The sequence below is a fragment of the Halomonas sp. M1 genome, from assembly GCF_029581375.1.
Classification (GTDB): domain Bacteria; phylum Pseudomonadota; class Gammaproteobacteria; order Pseudomonadales; family Halomonadaceae; genus Vreelandella.
The window spans coordinates 3,471,435-3,491,602 of record NZ_CP121119.1 but is presented as its reverse complement, the minus strand read 5'-3'; the positions used below and the strand labels follow the sequence as shown (position 1 = coordinate 3,491,602).

20 protein-coding genes are annotated in these 20,168 nt (G+C 52.9%); 7 read left to right on the top strand and 13 right to left on the bottom strand.

The window, feature by feature from the left end; translation table 11 throughout:
• Window positions 1–19: 19 nt before the first annotated feature.
• Window positions 20–445 carry a VOC family protein gene (locus P8S54_RS16015; protein ID WP_281442538.1) on the bottom strand — a complete coding sequence of 142 codons (426 nt, stop codon included), beginning with the start codon at window positions 443–445 and terminating at the stop codon, window positions 20–22.
• A 156-nt stretch (window positions 446–601) separates the two neighbouring features.
• Between P8S54_RS16015 and P8S54_RS16010 the strand changes: the two genes are divergently transcribed.
• A complete protein-coding gene (locus tag P8S54_RS16010) occupies window positions 602–1,468 on the top strand; it encodes a LysR substrate-binding domain-containing protein (RefSeq protein WP_009100447.1) in 867 nt (288 codons plus the stop codon).
• Window positions 1,469–1,514: 46 nt separating this feature from the next.
• Window positions 1,515–1,727: a DUF3820 family protein gene (locus P8S54_RS16005; RefSeq protein ID WP_281442537.1), complete on the top strand. Its 213-nt coding sequence runs from the start codon at window positions 1,515–1,517 to the stop codon at window positions 1,725–1,727.
• Between the two features lie 16 nt (window positions 1,728–1,743).
• Here P8S54_RS16005 and P8S54_RS16000 read toward each other — a convergent pair whose 3' ends face one another.
• Complete coding sequence (locus P8S54_RS16000; RefSeq protein WP_281442536.1) at window positions 1,744–2,097, bottom strand: hypothetical protein; 354 nt, start codon at window positions 2,095–2,097, stop codon at window positions 1,744–1,746.
• 108 nt (window positions 2,098–2,205) lie between these two features.
• Here P8S54_RS16000 and P8S54_RS15995 point away from each other — a divergent pair, with 108 nt between their 5' ends.
• Window positions 2,206–2,976 (top strand): DUF1499 domain-containing protein, encoded by a 771-nt coding sequence (locus P8S54_RS15995; RefSeq protein WP_281442535.1) that lies wholly within the window; start codon window positions 2,206–2,208, stop codon window positions 2,974–2,976.
• A 105-nt stretch (window positions 2,977–3,081) separates the two neighbouring features.
• Here P8S54_RS15995 and P8S54_RS15990 read toward each other — a convergent pair whose 3' ends face one another.
• Window positions 3,082–5,202 (bottom strand): methyl-accepting chemotaxis protein, encoded by a 2,121-nt coding sequence (locus P8S54_RS15990; RefSeq protein ID WP_281442534.1) that lies wholly within the window; start codon window positions 5,200–5,202, stop codon window positions 3,082–3,084.
• A gap of 45 nt (window positions 5,203–5,247) precedes the next feature.
• Complete coding sequence (locus P8S54_RS15985; RefSeq protein ID WP_281442533.1) at window positions 5,248–6,402, bottom strand: ABC transporter substrate-binding protein; 1,155 nt, start codon at window positions 6,400–6,402, stop codon at window positions 5,248–5,250.
• A 237-nt stretch (window positions 6,403–6,639) separates the two neighbouring features.
• On the opposite strand from P8S54_RS15985, the gene arfB reads away from it, so the two are divergent.
• Both arfB and P8S54_RS15975 read left to right on the top strand, forming a co-directional pair.
• Complete coding sequence (gene arfB, locus P8S54_RS15980; RefSeq protein WP_009100432.1) at window positions 6,640–7,053, top strand: alternative ribosome rescue aminoacyl-tRNA hydrolase ArfB; 414 nt, start codon at window positions 6,640–6,642, stop codon at window positions 7,051–7,053.
• A 57-nt stretch (window positions 7,054–7,110) separates the two neighbouring features.
• Window positions 7,111–7,323, top strand: coding sequence for a DUF1289 domain-containing protein (locus tag P8S54_RS15975; RefSeq protein WP_281442532.1), 213 nt, complete (start codon window positions 7,111–7,113; stop codon window positions 7,321–7,323).
• A gap of 35 nt (window positions 7,324–7,358) precedes the next feature.
• Here P8S54_RS15975 and P8S54_RS15970 read toward each other — a convergent pair whose 3' ends face one another.
• The 6 genes from P8S54_RS15970 to P8S54_RS15945 all read right to left on the bottom strand — a co-directional run bounded on the left by P8S54_RS15970 (window position 7,359) and on the right by P8S54_RS15945 (window position 13,663).
• Complete coding sequence (locus tag P8S54_RS15970) at window positions 7,359–8,411, bottom strand: proline racemase family protein (protein WP_281442531.1); 1,053 nt, start codon at window positions 8,409–8,411, stop codon at window positions 7,359–7,361.
• Window positions 8,408–9,589, bottom strand: coding sequence for a zinc-binding dehydrogenase (locus P8S54_RS15965; protein WP_281442530.1), 1,182 nt, complete (start codon window positions 9,587–9,589; stop codon window positions 8,408–8,410). The genes P8S54_RS15970 and P8S54_RS15965 overlap by 4 nt, the downstream gene beginning before the upstream one ends.
• A 135-nt stretch (window positions 9,590–9,724) precedes the next feature.
• Window positions 9,725–10,303, bottom strand: coding sequence for an NnrU family protein (locus P8S54_RS15960; protein ID WP_281442529.1), 579 nt, complete (start codon window positions 10,301–10,303; stop codon window positions 9,725–9,727).
• Between the two features lie 104 nt (window positions 10,304–10,407).
• Window positions 10,408–11,376, bottom strand: coding sequence for a magnesium transporter CorA family protein (locus P8S54_RS15955; protein WP_281442528.1), 969 nt, complete (start codon window positions 11,374–11,376; stop codon window positions 10,408–10,410).
• A 36-nt stretch (window positions 11,377–11,412) separates the two neighbouring features.
• Entirely contained in the window at window positions 11,413–12,828 is a 1,416-nt protein-coding gene (locus P8S54_RS15950; RefSeq protein WP_281442527.1) for a diguanylate cyclase, read from the bottom strand.
• 232 nt (window positions 12,829–13,060) lie between these two features.
• Window positions 13,061–13,663 carry a peroxidase-related enzyme gene (locus P8S54_RS15945; RefSeq protein ID WP_281442526.1) on the bottom strand — a complete coding sequence of 201 codons (603 nt, stop codon included), beginning with the start codon at window positions 13,661–13,663 and terminating at the stop codon, window positions 13,061–13,063.
• Window positions 13,664–13,866: 203 nt separating this feature from the next.
• On the opposite strand from P8S54_RS15945, the gene P8S54_RS15940 reads away from it, so the two are divergent.
• A complete protein-coding gene (locus tag P8S54_RS15940; protein WP_281442525.1) occupies window positions 13,867–14,559 on the top strand; it encodes a hypothetical protein in 693 nt (230 codons plus the stop codon).
• Window positions 14,560–14,652: 93 nt separating this feature from the next.
• Here P8S54_RS15940 and P8S54_RS15935 read toward each other — a convergent pair whose 3' ends face one another.
• A complete protein-coding gene (locus P8S54_RS15935; protein WP_281442524.1) occupies window positions 14,653–16,149 on the bottom strand; it encodes a CoA-acylating methylmalonate-semialdehyde dehydrogenase in 1,497 nt (498 codons plus the stop codon).
• 231 nt (window positions 16,150–16,380) lie between these two features.
• Here P8S54_RS15935 and P8S54_RS15930 point away from each other — a divergent pair, with 231 nt between their 5' ends.
• Window positions 16,381–17,442: a putative zinc-binding metallopeptidase gene (locus P8S54_RS15930; protein ID WP_281442523.1), complete on the top strand. Its 1,062-nt coding sequence runs from the start codon at window positions 16,381–16,383 to the stop codon at window positions 17,440–17,442.
• Here the strand turns inward: P8S54_RS15930 and P8S54_RS15925 are convergent, their stop codons facing one another.
• Both P8S54_RS15925 and P8S54_RS15920 read right to left on the bottom strand, forming a co-directional pair.
• A complete protein-coding gene (locus P8S54_RS15925; RefSeq protein ID WP_281442522.1) occupies window positions 17,443–18,447 on the bottom strand; it encodes an alpha-E domain-containing protein in 1,005 nt (334 codons plus the stop codon).
• A gap of 4 nt (window positions 18,448–18,451) precedes the next feature.
• Window positions 18,452–19,936: a circularly permuted type 2 ATP-grasp protein gene (locus P8S54_RS15920; RefSeq protein WP_281442521.1), complete on the bottom strand. Its 1,485-nt coding sequence runs from the start codon at window positions 19,934–19,936 to the stop codon at window positions 18,452–18,454.
• Window positions 19,937–20,168: the final 232 nt, after the last annotated feature.

Here is a 20,168-nt window from a genome sequence, read left to right as displayed (position 1 = left end):
GTAGTTGACCTCAGTAGGCTCACTTGGCAAATATCTGGCTTTTATCTTTAAATGCTTTGAACTCAAGGGCGTTACCGCAGGGGTCGAGTAGAAACATGGTGGCCTGCTCACCTACTTCGCCTTTAAAGCGAATGTAGGGCTCGATGATAAAATCGGTGCCTCTCTTTTCTAACCGCTTAGCCAGGGTTTCCCACTCCTCCCACTCTAAAATCACGCCAAAGTGTGGCACCGGCACGTTATGTCCATCCACCGGGTTGGTGTGGGCGCTATCTTGGCCAGGGGTTTTGGGGTGCTCGTGAATCACTAACTGATGGCCGAAAAAATTAAAATCGACCCAGTGGTCACTAGAGCGCCCTTCTTCAAGGCCAAAGACATCATTGTAAAACGCGCGGGCAAGCGCTACATCGTAGACAGGAATCGCTAAATGGAAAGGGGAAAGGCTCATGACTGTCTCCTGTTTTAGTGCTTTTGTTAGGGATAGATTGGTGTGGGCTGGCAGGCGACACAACCGCTATGCGATTATCCTAGGCGGTGCCATGCAAAAATAAAATCAATTGTTTTTTTATTGATTCACAAATATTACTGATGATTGAAACGGCGAATGATACGAGAACTGAAAACCCTAGTCGCCGTTGCTCAACACGGCACCTTTGCAGCGGCAGGCCAGCAGGTTGGGCTTACCCAGGCAGCGGTCAGTGCACAAATGAAGCGTTTGGAAGAAGCGCTTGGACTGACCCTATTTGAACGCAGTGGCCGAGCAGCCGTGCTTACGCAGCGAGGGCAAGAAACCCTGCTGCAGGCGCAAGCGTTGCTAGGGATGTACGCCACGTTAGGCGATTCGCCATCACATCAGGGGCTTGATACTCGGCTCACCATAGGGGCAATAGCCTCTATTCAACGCACCCTACTACCCGCTGTTTTAGCGCGCTTTCACCGCCGTTACCCCGAGTGTCATACGCGCTTAGTGCCGGGGCTTTCTATGGACTTAATGAACCAGGTAGACGCAGGTGAGCTGGATATGGCGGTGATTATTCGTCCTCCGTTTTCACTGCACAGCGATTTACGCTGGACGCCTCTGGCTCACGAGCCTTTTCGCTTACTGGTGCCCCGCCAGTTACCGGGCGAAGAGTGGCGAGAACTTCTTACTCACCATCCCTTCGTACGCTACGACCGAACCTCGTTTGGCGGCCGTCAGGTAGATCGCTTTTTAAGGGATAATCACTGCCAAGTGCGCGACATATGCGAGGTCGATGAGCTAGATGCTATTGTGCAATTGGTTGCCGATGGCGTGGGAGTCGCGCTTGTCCCTCAACCCAAGGCATTGAAACGCTGGCCTAAGGGAGTGCGGGCGATTGATTTAGGCGAACGCACTATACACCGCGATATAGGTTTGATTCATCGCACTAACGGGCATTTAAGCCAGCCCGCTCGGGCATTGTCCCAATTAATTGGTACTATTGCTTCTTAAACCACTAATGACCTTCATTGACTCAATCAGTACGCAGGCCACCCCCATGCAACCTAAAGACCTTGAGAAACTTGTCACCCGGACGATGCCGTTTGGAAAGTACCAAGGCTGGATTATTGCCGATCTACCTGGGCCCTATCTCAACTGGTTTGCGCGGGAGGGCTTTCCTGACGGTGAGATTGGTCACCTCCTCCACTTGATGCATGAGATTGACCATAACGGCCTCAGCGGTCTGCTTGAACCACTGCGCCACAAATAATCAAGTGGCTGCTAATCTAATGCCTATTGTTCAGCGCCCGATCACGTTCAATGACGTATAACGCTTGGTGTTGCTGAGCATCAGCAGGAAATCGACCTAGCGCCACGGCCTGCTCAAAAAAGCCAGCGGCGGGCAAGTGATCACCTCGGCGGCTAACCACCAACGCGGCAATCATTGGCTGCCCTGCGGCAACATCCTCTTCCATCAGCTGTTCAAGCGCTTTAGCAACACGTTGTATAGTTCTCGGTGGCGTGAGTCCTAACGCAATCGCTACTTGCTGATAAGTCATCGGCAACTCAGCGCTGGGCGTGCTGAGTAGCAGTGAGCGCACCTGGGACGCTAAAGCGGCGTTTATATCGCGTTGTGCCATGATTGTGACGCACTCTCTTCATCAGATTAATAAGCACACTATTGAAGCGCTGGTTATGCTGAAGACATACTTTGCGCATGTTACCGCGATCGACGCTAGGAAAAAGGCATGGCTAAACGATTAAAAAACTTTCAACAAACGAAAGGCGGTGTATGGCCAACCCTGTTGGCATGGGTAAGCGTTTTAACACTGTTTATTGCAGCACTGCTGATGGCGGGCGCTGGCCCGGCTTACCGCTGGCAACTCCTTGGGCTTGGTGAGGCATTCACATTACTTCGGAATGGTGTGTATGCCACCGCAGGTGCGATGCTGCTAAGCTTGCTACTGCTTGTGGTGAGTGGCATCACTCGTCGCTTTGGTGCTGCTTTAGTAGCGGTAATAGTACTTGCAGCCACCCTGGCGCTGCTATATTCACCGTGGCAGCAGTGGCAGCGCGCGCAACAAGCCCCCGTTATTCACGATATTACGACCGACTTGCAAAACCCTCCTGCCTTCAACGCCTTAAGAAACGAACGCGAAGCTGCACCCAATGCGGTGGACTACCCCGGCGAAACCACGGCCCGACAGCAGCGGGAGGCGTATCCTAATGTGCAGCCGCTTGTGGTTGATGCTCCTGTCACTAGCGTTCTTGCGGCAGCTCAAGCAGAGGTGGAAGCATCCGGCTGGCGGATTGCAGCGATTACCGAGAACACCATTGAAGCGACCGCCACGACCTACTGGTTTGGCTTTGAAGATGATGTGGTGATACGCCTGACCGAACAACAAGATGCTGTTCGTATTGATATGCGCTCGGCCTCTCGACTAGGCGCCAGCGATGTTGGTATCAATGCCCAACGAATCGAAACATTTCTGACAGCACTGCGTGAACGCCTAGAGTAAATAGCCAGGAACAGGGCAATGACGCCCCATAAAAAAAGCCCGTCACTTTTAAAAGCGACGGGCTTGCCTGTTTACCACCCACCCGGGTGGGTTTGAAATCGAAGGTTAAACGGGCGGTTGTAAGCGCGCTGCCTCTTCTGACGGAGGCAGTGAGGCGGGCCGCTGTCCCGCGCCACTTACCTGGAAGCGGCTGACCAGGGAGTGCATATCCCCTGCACGCTCGTCTAAGGTGTGGCTTGCGCTAGAAGCTTCTTGAACCAAACGGGCATTCTGGTGCGTCACTTGATCCAATTGCGAGATCGCTTGGTTGATTTGGTCAATTCCGGCGGACTGTTCATGCGTGGCGTCCGCAATTTCCGTCACATAGCGGGTTACTTCCGTAAGGCTATCGATAATATCCTGCAAGTGGTTGCTGGACGCGGTGACCAGCTGCTCACCTTCGTTCACTTTTTTGACACTGTCATCCACTAAATGGCGAATTTGTGCCGCCTCTTCGGCGCTGCGCCCGGCAAGCTTGCGTACTTCTTGCGCCACAACGGCAAAACCACGCCCCTGCTCACCGGCCCTGGCCGCTTCTACTGAGGCGTTAAGCGCCAACAGGTTCGTTTGAAACGCAATGTCGTCAATCGCTTTAATAATCGCGGTGATTTTTTCACTTGATTGACGAATTTCACTCATGGCTTCAGTGGTGCGCTTGGCGACTTCTCCTGCCGAACGCGCCCGATTATCCACGCCACCGCTGGCCCCTTTGGCCTGTTCGGCATAGTCTGCCGTTTGCTTCACCGTCGCGGTAATCTGCTCCAGGCTGGATGCCGTTTCAGCCAACGAGGCCGCCTGTTGGTCGGTGCGCTGAGAGAGGTTTTCGTTACCAGCAGCAATTTGGCGGCTGCTGGCCGCAATGGCCTCAGCGCTTTCACGAATTTGCGCCACCATGCTCTCAAAGGTATCCATCATGCGATTAAACGCTTGCGCAGCTTGGCCTACCTCATCGTTGCGCTCTAGCGCCAGGCGCATTGAAAGGTCAGCATTCTCGCCCGCAGCACCGCTGATATTCTCCATTTGCCGACGCATAGTGACTAACGGCCCCAGTACCCGGACTAAGGTGCGCCAGCCGAATATTGCCAGAAGCGCGATGACCCCCAGCGTTACCGCCACCAGCAGTGTACGGCCCGCATTTGCCAACATTTCGGCGTCGCTGCTTGCAGTGGCCGCCTGCGCCACAATAGACGCTTCGAGTTCACTAAGGGCCACGCGCATATCACGCGTCGCTTGAGAAACGCTGGTAAGCGCCGCCTGAACCTGAACGTTAAGCGCAAGCTGATCCTGGCGCAGGGCAAAAACTGAATCAGCGTCTTCTACCATCAACCCATTGAGCGAGAGAAGCACTGTATCAAGTTCATTGATCATCTCCCGCTGCTCTACTTCAGTGCTGGGGGCTTGTGCAATAGTGGCTAACGACTGGCGAGCCAGCGTCCCTTGCTGTGAAATTTCGTTGTTACGTAAATTCACTAATGCATCAACATGGTTGACCTGCATCATCTGACGCCCAAGGTCAGAAAGCATTGCCACGGCCATACGCGCATTACCGCTAAGTCGTCCGATATCTGCTCTTGGAGCAAACATATCGTCGAGCAGCTGCGTTGGCAGTGAGGTGGTGCCCTCTTCCCGCCACGCCTCCATAAGGCCGCGAAGGCGCCGTTCTTGGCGAACCTGGTCTAGTGCGGCGCGGCCAGCGATATCGTCTGCACTTAGCATGACATTCGTAATGGCGGCTTCCATTTGACTAATCTGCCCGGCCATCTGTGCCTGTAGGCTGAGGACTTCACGACGTGCTGATTCGAGCGCTTCATCTCCTGCTAGCAGCGCCTGGTAGTGGCTATCGAGCGCCGCTATTTGGTTTCTTTGCTCCGACTGCTCAATCAGCGACAAGCCTTCACGCGCTTGGCTAAAGCGTTCGTCCAACGCGCTGCGGGGGGTTACCTCGGCCAGCGCGTCTTCGTCTTGTATCGCGAGCAAATCCGCGTGACGCTGACCAAAGGCCCCCATTGCCAGCACCATGCTACGGCTAGCATCTTGCAGAGGCAGTACATCGCCGGTGATGTAGCGCTGAGCATTAATGAGCCGCTGATTTGTCGCCCAACCAGTGGCAGCAAGCACTACCGCACCCAATACCGCCGCTATAAAAAGACTAATTAACATAGCGCGGATACTTAAGGATTTTTTCATTTTGCGTGTTCGCTTATGTCAGGAAATGGTGCCGTAACAGCGCTATTACTGGGCAATGGTTGACCAATCCACCGGCTCAAAACGGCCGTTGCGGATAATCGTCGGCCATACAGCATCGCTTGCTTGATGATCATTAGGCCCTAAGCTAAGGGGCTCTCCTAACCCTATATCCACGCTGCCCAACCCTAGCAATCCATCGATAATAGCTTCGCGGCCTGGGTTATTACCCGCCGCTTTTACACCTTCCACCAACAGTTTCGCCGCAAGGTAACCTTCCAGGGAGATAAAGTCGGGTTCTGCATCTGGCTGATACGTTGATAGCGCTTGACGATATGCTTCAACGGCTGGCAAATCCGCATCCAGGGGCGGGACAACTTGCGTCACAATGACGCCTTCCGCCTGGCTACCCAACGACGCTAGCAACGCTTGGCTACCCACAAACGAAACATTAAGAAAGATTGCCGTCGGCAAATCGCGCTGGGCTTCACGTATAAAATCCGCCGCTGGGCCATGGGTGCCTACAACAATGATCGCCCGGGGGGTAACTGGCGCTTGAAGAATACTGGCTAAACCTTGGTGAATATTACGTGTTCCCCGGGTAAAACGACCATGGGCCAACCGCGAGGCCTGTGTAAAACCATGCCCTTCAAGCGCTTGGATAGCACCGTTGTAGCCCGCATCGCCAAAGCTATCGTTTTGCGTGAAGAAGGCGATCTCTTCCGGCCGGATACCCGCTTCAAGCAAGCCATCAATCATGGCAGCAGTTTCTTGTAGATAGCTTGCGCGAAAGTTAATCACATAGCGGTCAGGCGGTGAACGGCGTAAGATTCCCGCCCCTGTAAACGCGCCGAATAGCAGTGTTTTATATTCATTATAAATAGGAATAGTAACGGCGGCGGTTGGCGTTCCAACATTGCCAATGGCCGCCAGTATGCGCTCGTCGCCAACCAGTTGCCGGGTATGCTCAGCAGCTTGCAGGGGGTGGTATTGATCATCAAGTGCCGTGAGCGTCAGTTGCTTGCCATTAACACCACCGGATGCGTTCACCTCAGAAAAGTAAGCCTCTATACCCTGCTGCATACCTATACCCAGTGGCGCCGCGCCGCCACTGGCAGGGGCGACAATACCAAAAGTTAACGCTGCCTGAGCTAACGGTGAAAAAAGCATCCCCGCCAATAACCATACGCTTATTCGCCGCATTGGGCCGTCCCCCTATTTTTCAATTGAGATCGTGAACACTGCCGCCAATCTGGCCGCCCACGCTGGTACCTGAATGAAACTTTTTTTAATTATGGCGAGAGAATATACGACTTAATCTACATTAACGTTAAACGCTGCGTAGCAAAAAGTAATTTATTGTTTTGCCGGTAGGGGCTTAAAAACGCCAAAGAGTAAATATGCTAGCCTTACTGGCTACATGCGGTACAGAGGAACGCAATGCTCACTATCTCAAATAGCGTGACGCTGGCGGATTGGGAAATTGATATTAGCCAAATTCGCTCCCAAGGTGCAGGCGGTCAAAACGTCAATAAAGTCGCTTCTGCGGTTCATTTACGTTTCGATATTCAAAATTCGACCCTGCCCCCAGTGTATAAAGAACGCTTGATGGCGCTTTCTGATCAACGCATCAGCAAAGAGGGCGTGATTATTATCAAGGCGCAGAGCTATCGCACGCTTGAGCTAAATAAAGAGGATGCATTGGCCCGCCTAAAAGTGCTGATACAAAGTGCTGCCAAACAGCCGAAGGTGCGCCGACCTACCAAACCTACCAAAGGCTCTCAGCGTCGCCGGGTAGATCATAAAACGCGTAAGGGCAAAACCAAATCACTGCGTGGTAAAGTGCCGATTTAACGCGTTGTTTAAGTCCGCCACTATCTAGGCCTATCGTTACTCCATTGAGCATTGACCATGTTGCCAGCTAGCCGCCCTCTTTCTCCTTGTATTCAAGTATGTAAGATCGAACCCGTGGCATCGCGCCACCAAGGTCTATCCCAAGAACTCTGCCTAGGGTGTGGTCGCACACTTGATGAGATTGCCTGCTGGGGGGCCATGACCGAGGCTGAGAAGGCCCCAGTGTGGGAAAGGCTGGAGCGCGAGGGGTATGCCAAAACATCCCGGTAGGTTTGATTATCGCCCTGCAGCATTAAGCAACACGCTTATTGTGGCGGTTTATCGTGACGGTCGCTCAAAATATGGTGCAGTTCGCCGCATGCCACCAGAGGGTCGTCGCAATTAATGACTATCTTTGATTCTGCCAGCACATAGCTGCGCCCCGTAATGGTGTTTTCCACCACTTGGTAAGCGCCCTCTTGGTGGGTACCGGTAAAAGTACCGATAAACCCGGTTTCTCGCAGCGACACCGTTTCGAGCTTATCACCTACCGTTAACCGTCCCTCATAGTTCATCAGCGCCAGCCGGGCTGACGTTCCGGTGCCTGTGGTGCTTCTACAAATAACCCCAGGGTGCACGTAGGTAGTTGAACGCGAGCGGATATAGCCTTCCGCCACTGGCTCTTCTGGCCCCATAAAGTGCAAAAAGGGCAGCGGCCCTACATCCCCTAGGGTGTAATGGGAAAAGCCGCGCTGGGCTTTTATCGCCTCGACAATCTTATAGGCGCAAGCCGCTAGGGCCTGTTCTTCATCGCGTACTAGCTTGAACCCCAGGGCTTCGGCATCGACCAAGGCGTAAAAACCACCGCTATAGGCAATCGAATAAGTGACAGGCCCAATACCCGGTACCTGAATGGTGTCACGGTAGGTATCGATATAGCTGGGCAGGCCTTCGCATGTCACCCACTCCACCACGCCATCTCGCACGCTGGCTTCAATTTGCACCAGCCCAGCGGGCGCTTCCAGCTTAAAACGCTGAAGACCCTCTTGCTTGGGCACAATGCCCGTCTCCAGCACGGCCGTGGCGGTACACAGGGTATTGGAGCCTGAATAAATGGGATAGCCCATTACTTCCATAATGATATAGCCCGCCACTGCATCAGGGTGGGAGGCAGGCACGAGCAGATCGACCGACATTTCAGGGATACCGTAAGGTTCTTCCAGCAACAAACGCCGCAAACCATCGGCGTCATCTCGCAGATATTCCATCTGCTCACGAACCGAGGCGCCGGGCAGCGTATCAATACCGCCGGTTACGATACGGCTAACATCACCGCCCGCATGGGTATCTAGCAGGTCAATGGTATGAAGATGCTTCACAGGCGCGACTCCTGATCGGTGGGTAAAGCAAATCGTGCGCCGTGGGCAGCCCACTGAGCATCAGGCACGATGACAATTTTGCCAAGGTAGTTGCTACCGCGATTCACAAAGTAACGCTCGGCCATGTGAAGTTCAGAGAGTTTAAAAGCGGCGTGCAGTACGGGCTTTAAATCACCGCGGCGGATCCACTCGATCAGTTGCTCCGCCTCTTCACGAGTGCCATGGGAAACGCCAAATATCTGCACTTGATAGAGGTAAATCCGCGTCCACATAATTTCGCTGATATTGCCGCCACTTGCCCCGGCGATGGAGAGCCGAGGATAAGTGCTCCGGCACTGCATATCGACAATCATGGTATCGATAAACAGATCCGTCATGTCACCGCCCACTAAGTCCATCACGGCGTCAATGGGCTGCCCGTGGGTTGCGGCCAACATCCGCTCAACAAAGGTGGATAAATCTCCACGGTCAATCACTGCTTCAGCGCCTAGTGCTAAGAGCGCATCGGCTTTGTCTGGCTGGCTAACGGCGTAAGGTATTGCCCCAACAATCCGGCACAGCTGGATTAACGCCGTGCCGACACCACCGCTGGCGCCACTGACCAACACACGCTCACCGGCACTGACGTTGGCAGAGGTCATCATGTGGTAGGCCGTTTGATAAGAGCACATGCCCATCGCAGCTAACTCAGCATCGTGCAGCGCTGGATTAGTTACTTGATGGAACTGATCCGCCGGTACCGCAATGTACTCGGCATAGCCACCGTCGGCTCCGTGGCCATAGTAGTCAGGCGTCAGGTTAATCGTGCGGCGCTCATCGGCGTAGATATTAAAATCCAGCAGGCCTCGCTCCCCCCTGCGTGCGCTATCCACGCCTTCACCCACTGCTACGACTCGCCCAACAACGTCTGCACCTTGAATACGTGGAAAGGTAAGTGTCGGTGAGCCACCCATGGCAAAAGAGGTCACTTCCTCTTTTCCTTTGGTGGGGTAAAGCCCCTCGCGGGCCTTACGGTCGGTGTTATTTTTTGCCGTGGCCGTTACCCTCACCAGCACTTGGTTTGGCCCTGGCTGAGGCGTGGGCACATCTTGACGGTAGTGCAGTTTATCAACGTCGCCGTGACCCGTTAATAACATGGCGGACATCGTTTTAGGCACAGCGTAGTCGGCTTCATCCATGGGCTGGTTCCTTGTGAATAACAGAGTGCATCTGCCTGACAACGTAGCAAATCTGTGAGGAGTCACAAGCCATTAAACACAACGGCGGCAGCGCTGAATGCGCTGCCGCCGTTAACAAAACGCTCATTATCGCTATTAGCCAAACACTGGCACACCAATAAGCAGGGTATGCAAATAGAACGCAAACAGCACGTAAGCCACAACACCAATAACCACCGTGGCGATCGTTGCGGGCGTCGAAGTGGCTACAACCGCGGGTGGGTTCATACGGTCGCGCTGCTTGGCCGCTTTAAACGCCAAAATAGCCCATACCAAGAAAGCGGCAAAAAAGATGATATCGCCCAGCCGACCGTTGACCAGCAAGTGGGCAAGCGCCCAAATCTTAACCGACAGCATCATCGGGTGGCCAAGCTTCGCTTTAATAGCATTGCGCGGCACATAAGCCGCTACCAGCATAATAAAGGCAGGCAGCATGAGTAGGGCTACTGCATGGCGTAACCCCACCGGTGGAAACCAGATGTAGATGGGATCAAAACGCATTTGGCCAAAGCCATAAATAGCAATGGCAAGCCCCACCAGTGATACAGCCGAGTAGGCGAGCTTCCAGTTGGTTAGCCCTAGCTTGGCTACCTGCTGCTGGCGCCAGTTTTCCGCAAAAATACGCACAGAGTGGCTGCCCAGAAATATCAGCAGGCCTATTATCATAATGGTCATGGTGTTTGCTCCCAGGTGTATGCACGTCATTAGTCGACGCAGAGAATGCCACAGTCAGGCCTAAACCACATGGGAGGGGTTCAACTTTTCGCTCGCCAAACGGCCTAAAACCAATTTTTACGTTTGAAAAGCCAAATCAAACTTCCCCCAATCCCCGCCATGGCGCCCAACACAAAGAAGTACCCATACTGAAAGCCCAGCTCGGGCATGTACTCAAAGTTCATGCCGTAGATACCGGCAATAAACGTCAACGGAACAAAAATGGCCGTAATCACCGTCAATACCCGCATCGTAATATTAAGCTGATGCGACGAAATCGAAATATAGCCATTCACTAAATCGCCACAGATGTCGTAATACATCTGCGTGAGGGTATAAAGGCGCTCAAAACGCTCGGCTACATCATTGATCGCGTAGAGGGTTTCATTATCATCTCGTGGCAGATGCGCGTAGTCGTAGGCTGTTAACTCCTGAGTAATACCTTTGTGATAGCTAAAAATACGACGCAGTTTCACTAATCGTGAACGGTAGGTGGTCAGTTTGCGCATTAAAACGTCGTTACCGTTCGCCAGCAACTCATCCTCTAAATCGCTTAGTTCACTCTCAAATTCAAGCAAGCTATCAATGTAAAAACCTGCCGAGGTATACATCACTCTTAATGCAACACGCTCGGGTGATTGCGCTAGCAACGTGCTGCCCTGTTCGTTGAAAAACCGATCAACACTAAGCGCATCGCCGGGATGCAGCGTCACCAAAAAGCGTTCACCAATAAAAAAACAGATCTGCTGAGGCACAAAGTTGAGCTGTGCATCAAAGGAGGAAATACCACGGTAGATAATCAGCGTATGGTGCTCAAACTCTTCAATTTTAGGTGGGTGCCGCTCTTTTTGTGCATCTTGGATAGCCATAGGGTGGCACTCTAAACGCTCAAGTAGACTCCGCTCTCGCGGACCTGACTCTCCTTGCATATCTATCCAGATATGGCTTCCCGGGGTTGCCTGCCACTGCTCAATTGAGTCTTCATCGCCTTCATGCACGAGCCCGTCAGGCGTGGTGAGCATACTGCGGATCATAATCGTCCCTGAGGTGGGTGCTGACTAAATATCGTTTTATATATCAACGTCTTGGGCTAAGTGTAGCCGCCCTTTACCTGCATGTTTGGCTTCATACATAGCAACATCTGCACGCTTGAGCAGCTCTTTTGCCGTCTCGACGGCTTCCGGCATAAATAGCGCCACACCAACGCTGGTGCTAACGTTAAGCGTGACGCCAGCCACTATCAGCGGCTGCTCGATAGTACGTATCAATTTGTTCGTAAAGGTCACCAGGGCCCCGCTGTCGACCCCTTCTAGTAACAACACAAACTCATCACCAGCCCAGCGCGCCACAAAGTCTGTTTCGCGTACCGATTGTTGCAACCTAAGGGCAATATCCCGCAGCAGCTCATCACCCATGGCGTGCCCGTAGCAATCGTTTACCCCTTTAAAACCATCTAAGTCCATAAACAGCACGGCCAGCGGTTTACGCGTGCGGCGCACCCTTGCCATGGCTTCTGGAAGCCGCTCATCTAGCGCGCGCCGATTGGGTAACGTGGTTAACGCATCTTCTCGGGCTTCCTGGTTGCGCAAACGCTCTAACTGCTGGCGCTCGGTAATATCATGAATGAACAAGCTGCGTCGCTCACGGCCATTCACTGCATAGCTTTTTAGGCGAATTTCCACAGGAAGCCATCCGCCATCCCGCCGTTTGGCTTTTCCCATGATGGGAGATGAGGACGCGTGGGGCAGCCCTTCAGGAAACATTAGTGTGGCAATAGTGCGTGCCAGCGCCTCTTTACGCTGCCAGCCAAACATCACTTCAGCCGCATGATTCCAATCAAGAACACGGCCGATTTCATCAATACTTAGGTAGGCGTCGTAGGCTGTTTCCATCACCAGACTAAGCTCTCGAGTGCGTTGTTCAATCTGCTGCTCAAGGCTTAAATGCAGCGCCTTTAACGCGCGCTGTGAGACTTCTTTGCTTTTTTGCTCGGCAATCAGCCGTTCACGAAGCTGTATTTCCCCTACGACAATATCGGCAAGATCTTGCATCGCTGCCTGCTCGGAGGTGCTTAATAAGCGAGGTTTACTGTCCATCGCACAGAGCGAACCTAATACGTAGCCCTGGGAGCTTTTTAAGGGCAAGCCTGCATAGAAACGCACACCGTCTGGCATTGTCACATAAGGGTTACTGGCAAACCGCTCGTCTATAAGCGCGTCATTCACAATCAAAGGAGCTGCTTGAATCACGGTGTAAGCGCAAAAAGCGACATCCCGTGGTGTTTCCGAAATATCTAAACCGATTTTAGACTTGAACCACTGTCGATCGGCGTCCACTAGGGTAACCGTTGCCATTGGCACGTTTAAAAGCAGGGTCACCAACCGAGTAATCCGGTCAAATACCGGCTCATTAGCCGTATCTAGCAGTGCCAATTCATTTAGCGCTGCTAGACGGGCATCTTCATTGAACGGTAGTGGATAGCTCATCGCTGTTGAACCCATTCGGGGAGAGGCAATACGACACCATAACGCGAAACAACGTTTACTGCTTAGCTCTCTGGCTACTCGTTAGGTAAGCCATGTCGCACTTACTCTGCTGGAACAAACTGGTTCAGGCTCCAGGGTCTGCCTATGGAACTCTCAGTCCTTCAATGAGGACGCCCCTGGCGACATATGTGTGAAGGCACTATCCTCGGCTAAATCAGCGGCTTAGTAAACCCTAAGAGGCATCAGAAACATTGCTCCGAGGAACACGGCCCATGGCATAAAATTCGGGGTTAGGCGGTGTGCCTGCCAAGGTGACCAGCCGATTGGACATGCTAAAAAAGGCGGCAATAGCGCCGATGTCCCAGCAGTCGTCAAGGGTGAAACCGACATTCGCTAAGCGCTCCTGCCAGGCGCGCGAGAACTCGCCTAACTCAATGGAACTATACAGGGCAAAATCGAGCATCAAACGGTGACGCTCACTTAGATCGGCCACGTGATGATTAATCGCCACGTTATCTGCAAGTAGTGGATCTTTACTATAAATACGCACTAAGGCACCGTGAGCCACCACACAATAAAGGCAGCGGTTACGAGCGCTAGTGGCTACCACAATCATCTCTTTTTCAGCTTTTGTGAGCGTATCCGATGCTCGTTCCATTAACGCATCGTGATAGGCGAAGAAAGCGCGAAACTCATCCGGCCGATGGGCAAGCATTAAGAATACATTCGGCACAAACCCTGCTTTTTCCTGCACGTTTAAAATTGCACTGCGAATATCCTCGGGCAGCTCATCGAGGGATGCTGGTACGGCAAAGCGACTTATTGAAGCAGGCATAGTCTCACCTTTGTTGTTATGGTTAAAAATAGGTATGAGTTGTACAGTTAACGAAATGTAATAGGCTTAGTAATTCAGTAACAAAATACTATGCAAAGTGACTATTAATCCCAGGTTTCGCTCGCCATACTTTACGCTTACTAACACATCATAAAAAAACCGTGCACAGCGCGCATAAAACGGCTCGCTAAAAGGGAAACGCCATGCAATACGCCGAAGCCAAAGAGCATACTCAGGGACGACTGCACGAACTATTTGCTGAGCCATACCGTGCTTTTGAGAATGACGCCAATGAGCGGCAAATGCACATCCGTACGATGCTGCATATGCTCCTAGCTCGCCCCATGAGCCGGGGTCAGGTAACACTACGCGTTATCCACGGTTGGGAGAACGGCGGTTTTGAACCCGCTGACCTACAGCACGTGGATTACGCGCTTCACTCTTTGGACGATTTTCGCGCTGCAGTTAACGACTTTGACCAAGCAACCCGTCAAAATGCTCCGCTGCCTGCCGACGACACGGCGATTCTTGCAACACCGCTGGCCGATGCCATTGCCGACGCTGAAGCCGACGGCAAAACCTTAGCCGCGGACATCCGCGAAACCCCAGCACGCTGGCCCGCTTTTGTTGGCGGCTTAGCCCTCTATACCCTGTTTAAAATGTACCATCGCCTTGTTTACAGCGAAGACGACAACTACCGCTGTTCCCAGCTTGAAACCCCTAACGGGCTGCGTGAAATCCACGAGTTTCACCTTGAAGAGGGAGAGTTTGCGCTACTTGTCCCTTTACGCGAAGACTTTAAAGATGCCTCCACCCTTCTAGTGCTACATGAGAGCCAGCTAGGCCCCATCGAACAGCTTTTTGAAAAAAGCCTGCCGCTGTTTGATAATTTTTAAGCCAAGCGAGAACTAACCTTACGTGCCAACAAGCCCCGTTCAGACGGGGCTTGTTGCGTTTATTGCCTCTCGCGTCACTGGGTTGAGTCAGCGTTACAGCGAGATCGTACTATTGATACCGCTTGAGACATTTTCCGGCTCAAACCAGCGAGCGGTGACCGTTTTTGTCTGTGTCCAGAAGGCAATGGCCTGTTTACCGTTCGGCCCCAAATCTCCCAGCTTGGACCCCCGCGAACCGGTAAAGCTGAAATAAGCCACCGGTACAGGAATGGGAACGTTAATCCCGATTTGGCCCACATCAATATCGGTTTCAAAACGCCGCGCTACCCAACCGGAGTTAGTGAAAATCGAGGTGCCATTGCCGTTGGGGTTAGCGTTAATAAACTCAATGGCTTCATCCAGCGTTTCAACACTCACCACACAGAGAACCGGCCCAAAGATTTCTTCACGGTAAATGGTCATATCCGCCGTAACGTCGGCAAACAGTGTTGGCCCAACGAAGTTACCTTCAGCATACCCTTCCACTGTGAAGCCACGGCCATCCACTAACAGTTTGGCACCCTCTTTTTCACCAGCGGTAATCAGGCGCTCTACGCGCTCTTTTGCCTGGGGCGAAACCAACGGGCCTAAATCCGCATTGCGCTGAGTGCCTGGCCCCACTTTCATATTGCGGGCGCCCTCTTCAATATCCTTCACCCATTCGCGAGCTTCACCCACCAGCACAACCACGGAGTTAGCCATACAGCGCTGGCCTGCGGCACCAAAAGCTGAGCCTAACAGGCTATCAATGGCTTGGCTGCGGTTGGCATCCGGCATAACGACACAGTGGTTTTTGGCGCCCATCATGGCCTGCATGCGCTTACCTGCAGCAGCAGCACGGTTGTAGAGCAGTGAGCCTACGTGGGACGAACCGATAAATGAGAGCGCTTTGATATCCTGGTGATCGGCAATCTGGTTCGCCACATCAGGGCCGCCATGCACAACGTTCAGTACACCGGGGGGAACACCCGCCTCATGGGCAAGTTCTACCAAACGCATGGTGGAACTTGGGTCTTGTTCGGAAGGCTTTAGAACAAAGGTATTGCCGGTGGCGATTGCCAGCGGGAACATAAAACAGGGCAACATAATCGGGAAGTTGAATGCCGTAATACCGGCGCCAACACCAAGTGGCTGGTGCATAGTGTAAACGTCAACTTCATTGGCGGCATTTTCAGCAAGCTCGCCCAACTGCAGCGAGGTAATCGAGCAGGCGTGCTCAACCACTTCAAGGCCACGCCCTACTTCACCTTCAGCATCGGGCAATGTTTTGCCGTGCTCTTCGGTAATCAGCGCCGCCAGTTCAGCTGTGTTCTCACGAATCAGCGCCTGAAGCTTCAGCATAATGCGCATACGTTTACCCAGCGGCACTTTACGCCACTCTTTAAACGCTGTTTTTGCGCTGGCAATGGCGCGCTCTATTTCTTCGGCGGTACAGAAAGGTACCCGGGCAACCACTTCTTGGGTGGCAGGGTTTACTACATCGCGCCAGTCCTGGCTTTCGGATACGACTTGCTGACCATCGATGTACATGGGTATTTCGCGTACGGACATAGCACTATTCCTCACGTTTATGTTTGTTATGGGTTCTAATTAGGAGCCTCTAGGGTATATCAGCAAGTTGACGTAAACGTCAACATCACCCTTAGTGCAGTAGCTATCTTTATGGTCACGATAATTAGTCTTTCCCTAGCGGACATCCCATCGCTATGCTGACGTTACAGCCAAGTGCTAGCAATGCTGCGCGTGCGGTTCCCACGGTGCGGCATCACACAAGGAGGCATTATGCAGACGTTCAGCTGCCGCTGTGGCAATCCACTTTTTTATGAAAACACCCACTGCCTTGCCTGCCAATCGGAAGTAGGCTGGTGCCCTGCGTGTTCGCATATCGTGGCGTTGGCGCCTTTAACAAATGGGGGCTACCGCTGCACAAACCCTAGCTGCAATGCTGCGCTGATGAAGTGCCACAACTACGCAGTAGAGAATGTGTGTAACCGCATGGTGGTGATGCATGAGGGTCACGCCGATACGCTGTGCGCCTGCTGCCGCTATAACGCTGTTATCCCCGACCTTGCGATTAACGGGCACCGGGAACGCTGGGCAGCACTTGAAGCCGCTAAGCGTAGACTGTTCCACACACTCGACCTACTTTCGCTCCCCCACGGTACGGAAGGAGAAGATATTCGTGTGCCGTTAAGCTTTTCATTTATGGCAGACGCCTTACCCGATCAAGGCCTTTGGCGCTCAACGGCAAGCCAGGAGAAGGTCTACACCGGCCACGCAAACGGCCACATTACGATAAACGTTAAGGAAGCGGATGACGTTGAGCGTGAACGCTTGCGGGTCGATATGAACGAGTCTCACCGAACGCTAATCGGCCATTTCCGCCATGAAATTGGTCATTATTACTGGGACTTGCTGGTCAAAGAGCGCGATGAGCAGGCTTTCTGCCTGGTGTTTGGCGACCATAATTATCCCACCTACGCCGATGCACTAGAGCATTACTACCAGCAGGGCTCACCCTCCCAATGGCAAGCGCAGTTTATTTCGGCTTACGCCGCTATGCACCCCTGGGAAGACTTCGCCGAAACATTTGCGTTTTATTTGGATATGGTGGCTGTGTTGGATACCGCACTCCACATGGGGCTTTCCCCTGCGGAGTATGACGGCACTTTGGATAGTATGTTGCTGGCCTTTCACCAAGTAGGCCTAGCGGTTAATGAGCTAAACCGCGACATGGGACTGTTGGATTTAGCACCGGGGGTAATTGCTCCTGCGGTGCGCGATAAGCTGGCGTATGTCCATGAATTGATTCAGAGCGCGAGCGCCAGCTCTCAACCTGCTTAATTAGTCGTTGTCGTTATCCCCGGCGTGGCTCTGGCTTTGGCTCTGCCATTGCGTCACTCGCGGCACCTCCTCACTGTTCACAAAGTAAGTGGCGCTAAGCGTGTCGTGAATAGTGGCGAAGCCTATTTGAAGCTCGTCAACAAAGGCATGCAGCTTGCTAGGCGAGTGGGCCAGTGCCTGAATGTCGGCGTCGACAACATCCGCCCGAACCAAAGAAACCGTTGCGGCTACCCGATCCAGCCTTGGCAGCAGCTGCAGCTCGTGGCCCAAGGTTTCCAAACTACAGGCTATCGAGCGTGGAAAGTTAGGATCCTGTAGCAAAAAACGCAGCACATCCGGCCCACGTACCCTTAACCGCACCTGCTGGCGATACATCTGGTAAGCGGTGAGTGATTTTAATACGCTCATCCACTGTAGGTTTTCAAAGGGCAGCAGTTCTTCGGGGTTCTGGGGCAACAGGCTTGCCGAGCGAACGTCAACAATACGCGTGGTCATATCCGCCCGTTCAAGCTGGCGGCCCAGCTCGATAAAGGTACGTGCGGGGCCATGGCTTAACGTACCTTCAATCAAGCCCGTTAAGGTTTGGCAGCCGCGTATCACGTTTTTCAAAAACGTATCCCGCCGTCGGGGGCTAACGCCGCTTTCAACATGATCCGCAACATTGAGGTAGAGCTGATTGATCTCTTCCCAAATTTCCCGGGGCACCACATCCCGAGTGGTTCGTAAGTTTTCCCGGGCGCTAGCCAGCGCGGAAAGAATCGAACTGCCGTTTTGCGCATCGGCACACAAAAAATAGACCACGCTGCGCTCATCAAAGCTGGTGTGACGTGCATTGAACTCTTCCAGCGTGCCGGTCATTTCGATGAGAGGCGCCCAACCAAGCGGAAGAAGACGGGGCAAATCCAGCATCAGGTGGCTATTAACACTTAATAGCCGGGCGGTGTCTTCGGCACGCTCGATATAGCGCGCCATCCAGTAAAGGTTTTCTGCTACGCGTGACAACATGGCGCTAGGCTCCTTTCAGCTCAGCGGCAGGCGCCGCGTTCTCATCGGTTTCGACTATCCACGTGTCTTTGCTACCGCCGCCCTGAGAGGAGTTCACCACTAACGAGCCTTCCACCAGCGCTACGCGGGTTAAACCCCCGGTAGTAACATGGGTTTCCGGTCCAGACAGGATAAACGGGCGAAGATCCACATGGCGCGGCTGTGGTATGCCATTGGCAAGCGTAGGGGTAGTTGATAGCGCTAACGTAGGCTGAGCCATGTAGTTACGCGGGTTGGCTTTAATTAGCCGGGCAAACTCTTCACGGTCCTCTTTAGTGGAGCGCGGGCCAATCAGCATGCCGTAACCGCCAGATTCATTAGCGGGCTTCACCACCAACTCATCTAAATGTTCCAGCACGTATTTACGGTCATCTTCAAACATGCACAGGTAGCTCGGCACGTTGGGCAGCAGCGGCTCCTGATCCAGGTAATAGCGAATAATGTCAGGCACAAAGGCATAGACAACTTTATCATCGGCGACGCCGGCCCCAGGTGCATTGGCTAGTGCCACCTTGCCCGCTCGCCAGGAGCGCATTAAGCCCGCCACTCCCAGCATGGAGTCGGGATTAAACGCTTCTGGATCGAGGAACTCATCGTCGACGCGGCGGTAAATTACGTCGACGCGGCGCAACCCCTCGACGGTTCGCATGTAAACCACATCCTCATCGTCGACCAGCAGATCGCTGCCCTGCACCAGCTCAACCCCCATTTGCTGGGCTAAATAGGCGTGCTCAAAGTAAGCAGAGTTATAGATACCGGGGGTTAATACAACCACTTGCGGGTCATCCCCTGGGCGAGGCGACATCGCCGCCAACATGTCATAAAGCTGGGACACATAGTCATCCACAGGTAAAATCTTTCCCGAGGCAAATAGTTCCGGCAGCACGCGCTTAGTCACATTACGATTCTCCAGCATGTAAGAAACACCGGAGGGAATACGCAGATTGTCTTCCAGCACATAAAGCGTGCCATCTCCGCCACGCACTAAGTCCGACCCGCAAATATGCGCCCATACCCCGTGGGGCGGTTTCACTCCGACACACTGGGGCCGAAAGTTAACCGACTGGGCTAACACTTCAGCGGGTAACACTTTGTCTTTAATTACTTTTTGGTCATGATAAAGATCATCAATAAACAGGTTTAGCGCTTGTACTCGCTGCTTTAACCCGGCTTCTGTTTTGCGCCATTCACTGGCGGATATAATCCTTGGCACAATATCAAACGGCCAAGCCCGATCAATCATCGCCCCTTCGGAATACACGGTAAACGTAATTCCCATGGTGCGAATAGCAATTTCCGCTGCTGTTTTACGCTCAGCTAGCTCTTCACCGCTAAACCGCGCCAGCATATTGCACAGCTCATCTGCCGATGCACGGGGCTGCCCTGGCGCCGCTAACAGTTCATCGTAAAAGTCACGGCACACATAGTTATTCCAATTCACTTGGCTCATGGGCGCTCTCCTAGCGCAAGGGTAGAAGCGACATCTACATTAACCCTAGTGTAGGCCTGCCGCGCGCAATCTACGTAGCTAACGACACACATTAACCACTCATGTAGTTAACTACTCTTATAGTTAACTACACATGTAATTACGCAAAATACGTACCATCTTTCGCGTTATTTCAACGTTTAGGCAATTCATAAGAAGAGACTTAAATTTTCAGTCATTTATCAGCGCACCT

Bases quoted from the DNA above. Each gene is read 5' to 3' on its own strand.
- P8S54_RS15990 (WP_281442534.1), bottom strand. From the start codon at position 5,202: ATGAAAAAATCCTTAAGTATCCGCGCTATGTTAATTAGTCTTTTTATA.
- P8S54_RS16015 (WP_281442538.1), bottom strand. From the start codon at position 445: ATGAGCCTTTCCCCTTTCCATTTAGCGATTCCTGTCTACGATGTAGCG.
- P8S54_RS15950 (WP_281442527.1), bottom strand. From the start codon at position 12,828: ATGAGCTATCCACTACCGTTCAATGAAGATGCCCGTCTAGCAGCGCTA.
- P8S54_RS16010 (WP_009100447.1), top strand. From the start codon at position 602: ATGATACGAGAACTGAAAACCCTAGTCGCCGTTGCTCAACACGGCACC.
- P8S54_RS15920 (WP_281442521.1), bottom strand. From the start codon at position 19,936: ATGAGCCAAGTGAATTGGAATAACTATGTGTGCCGTGACTTTTACGAT.
- P8S54_RS16000 (WP_281442536.1), bottom strand. From the start codon at position 2,097: ATGGCACAACGCGATATAAACGCCGCTTTAGCGTCCCAGGTGCGCTCA.
- P8S54_RS15930 (WP_281442523.1), top strand. From the start codon at position 16,381: ATGCAGACGTTCAGCTGCCGCTGTGGCAATCCACTTTTTTATGAAAAC.
- P8S54_RS15925 (WP_281442522.1), bottom strand. From the start codon at position 18,447: ATGTTGTCACGCGTAGCAGAAAACCTTTACTGGATGGCGCGCTATATC.
- P8S54_RS15940 (WP_281442525.1), top strand. From the start codon at position 13,867: ATGCAATACGCCGAAGCCAAAGAGCATACTCAGGGACGACTGCACGAA.
- P8S54_RS15985 (WP_281442533.1), bottom strand. From the start codon at position 6,402: ATGCGGCGAATAAGCGTATGGTTATTGGCGGGGATGCTTTTTTCACCG.
- P8S54_RS15975 (WP_281442532.1), top strand. From the start codon at position 7,111: ATGTTGCCAGCTAGCCGCCCTCTTTCTCCTTGTATTCAAGTATGTAAG.
- P8S54_RS15965 (WP_281442530.1), bottom strand. From the start codon at position 9,589: ATGGATGAAGCCGACTACGCTGTGCCTAAAACGATGTCCGCCATGTTA.
- P8S54_RS15935 (WP_281442524.1), bottom strand. From the start codon at position 16,149: ATGTCCGTACGCGAAATACCCATGTACATCGATGGTCAGCAAGTCGTA.
- P8S54_RS15960 (WP_281442529.1), bottom strand. From the start codon at position 10,303: ATGACCATTATGATAATAGGCCTGCTGATATTTCTGGGCAGCCACTCT.
- P8S54_RS16005 (WP_281442537.1), top strand. From the start codon at position 1,515: ATGCAACCTAAAGACCTTGAGAAACTTGTCACCCGGACGATGCCGTTT.
- P8S54_RS15995 (WP_281442535.1), top strand. From the start codon at position 2,206: ATGGCTAAACGATTAAAAAACTTTCAACAAACGAAAGGCGGTGTATGG.
- P8S54_RS15945 (WP_281442526.1), bottom strand. From the start codon at position 13,663: ATGCCTGCTTCAATAAGTCGCTTTGCCGTACCAGCATCCCTCGATGAG.
- P8S54_RS15955 (WP_281442528.1), bottom strand. From the start codon at position 11,376: ATGATCCGCAGTATGCTCACCACGCCTGACGGGCTCGTGCATGAAGGC.
- arfB (WP_009100432.1), top strand. From the start codon at position 6,640: ATGCTCACTATCTCAAATAGCGTGACGCTGGCGGATTGGGAAATTGAT.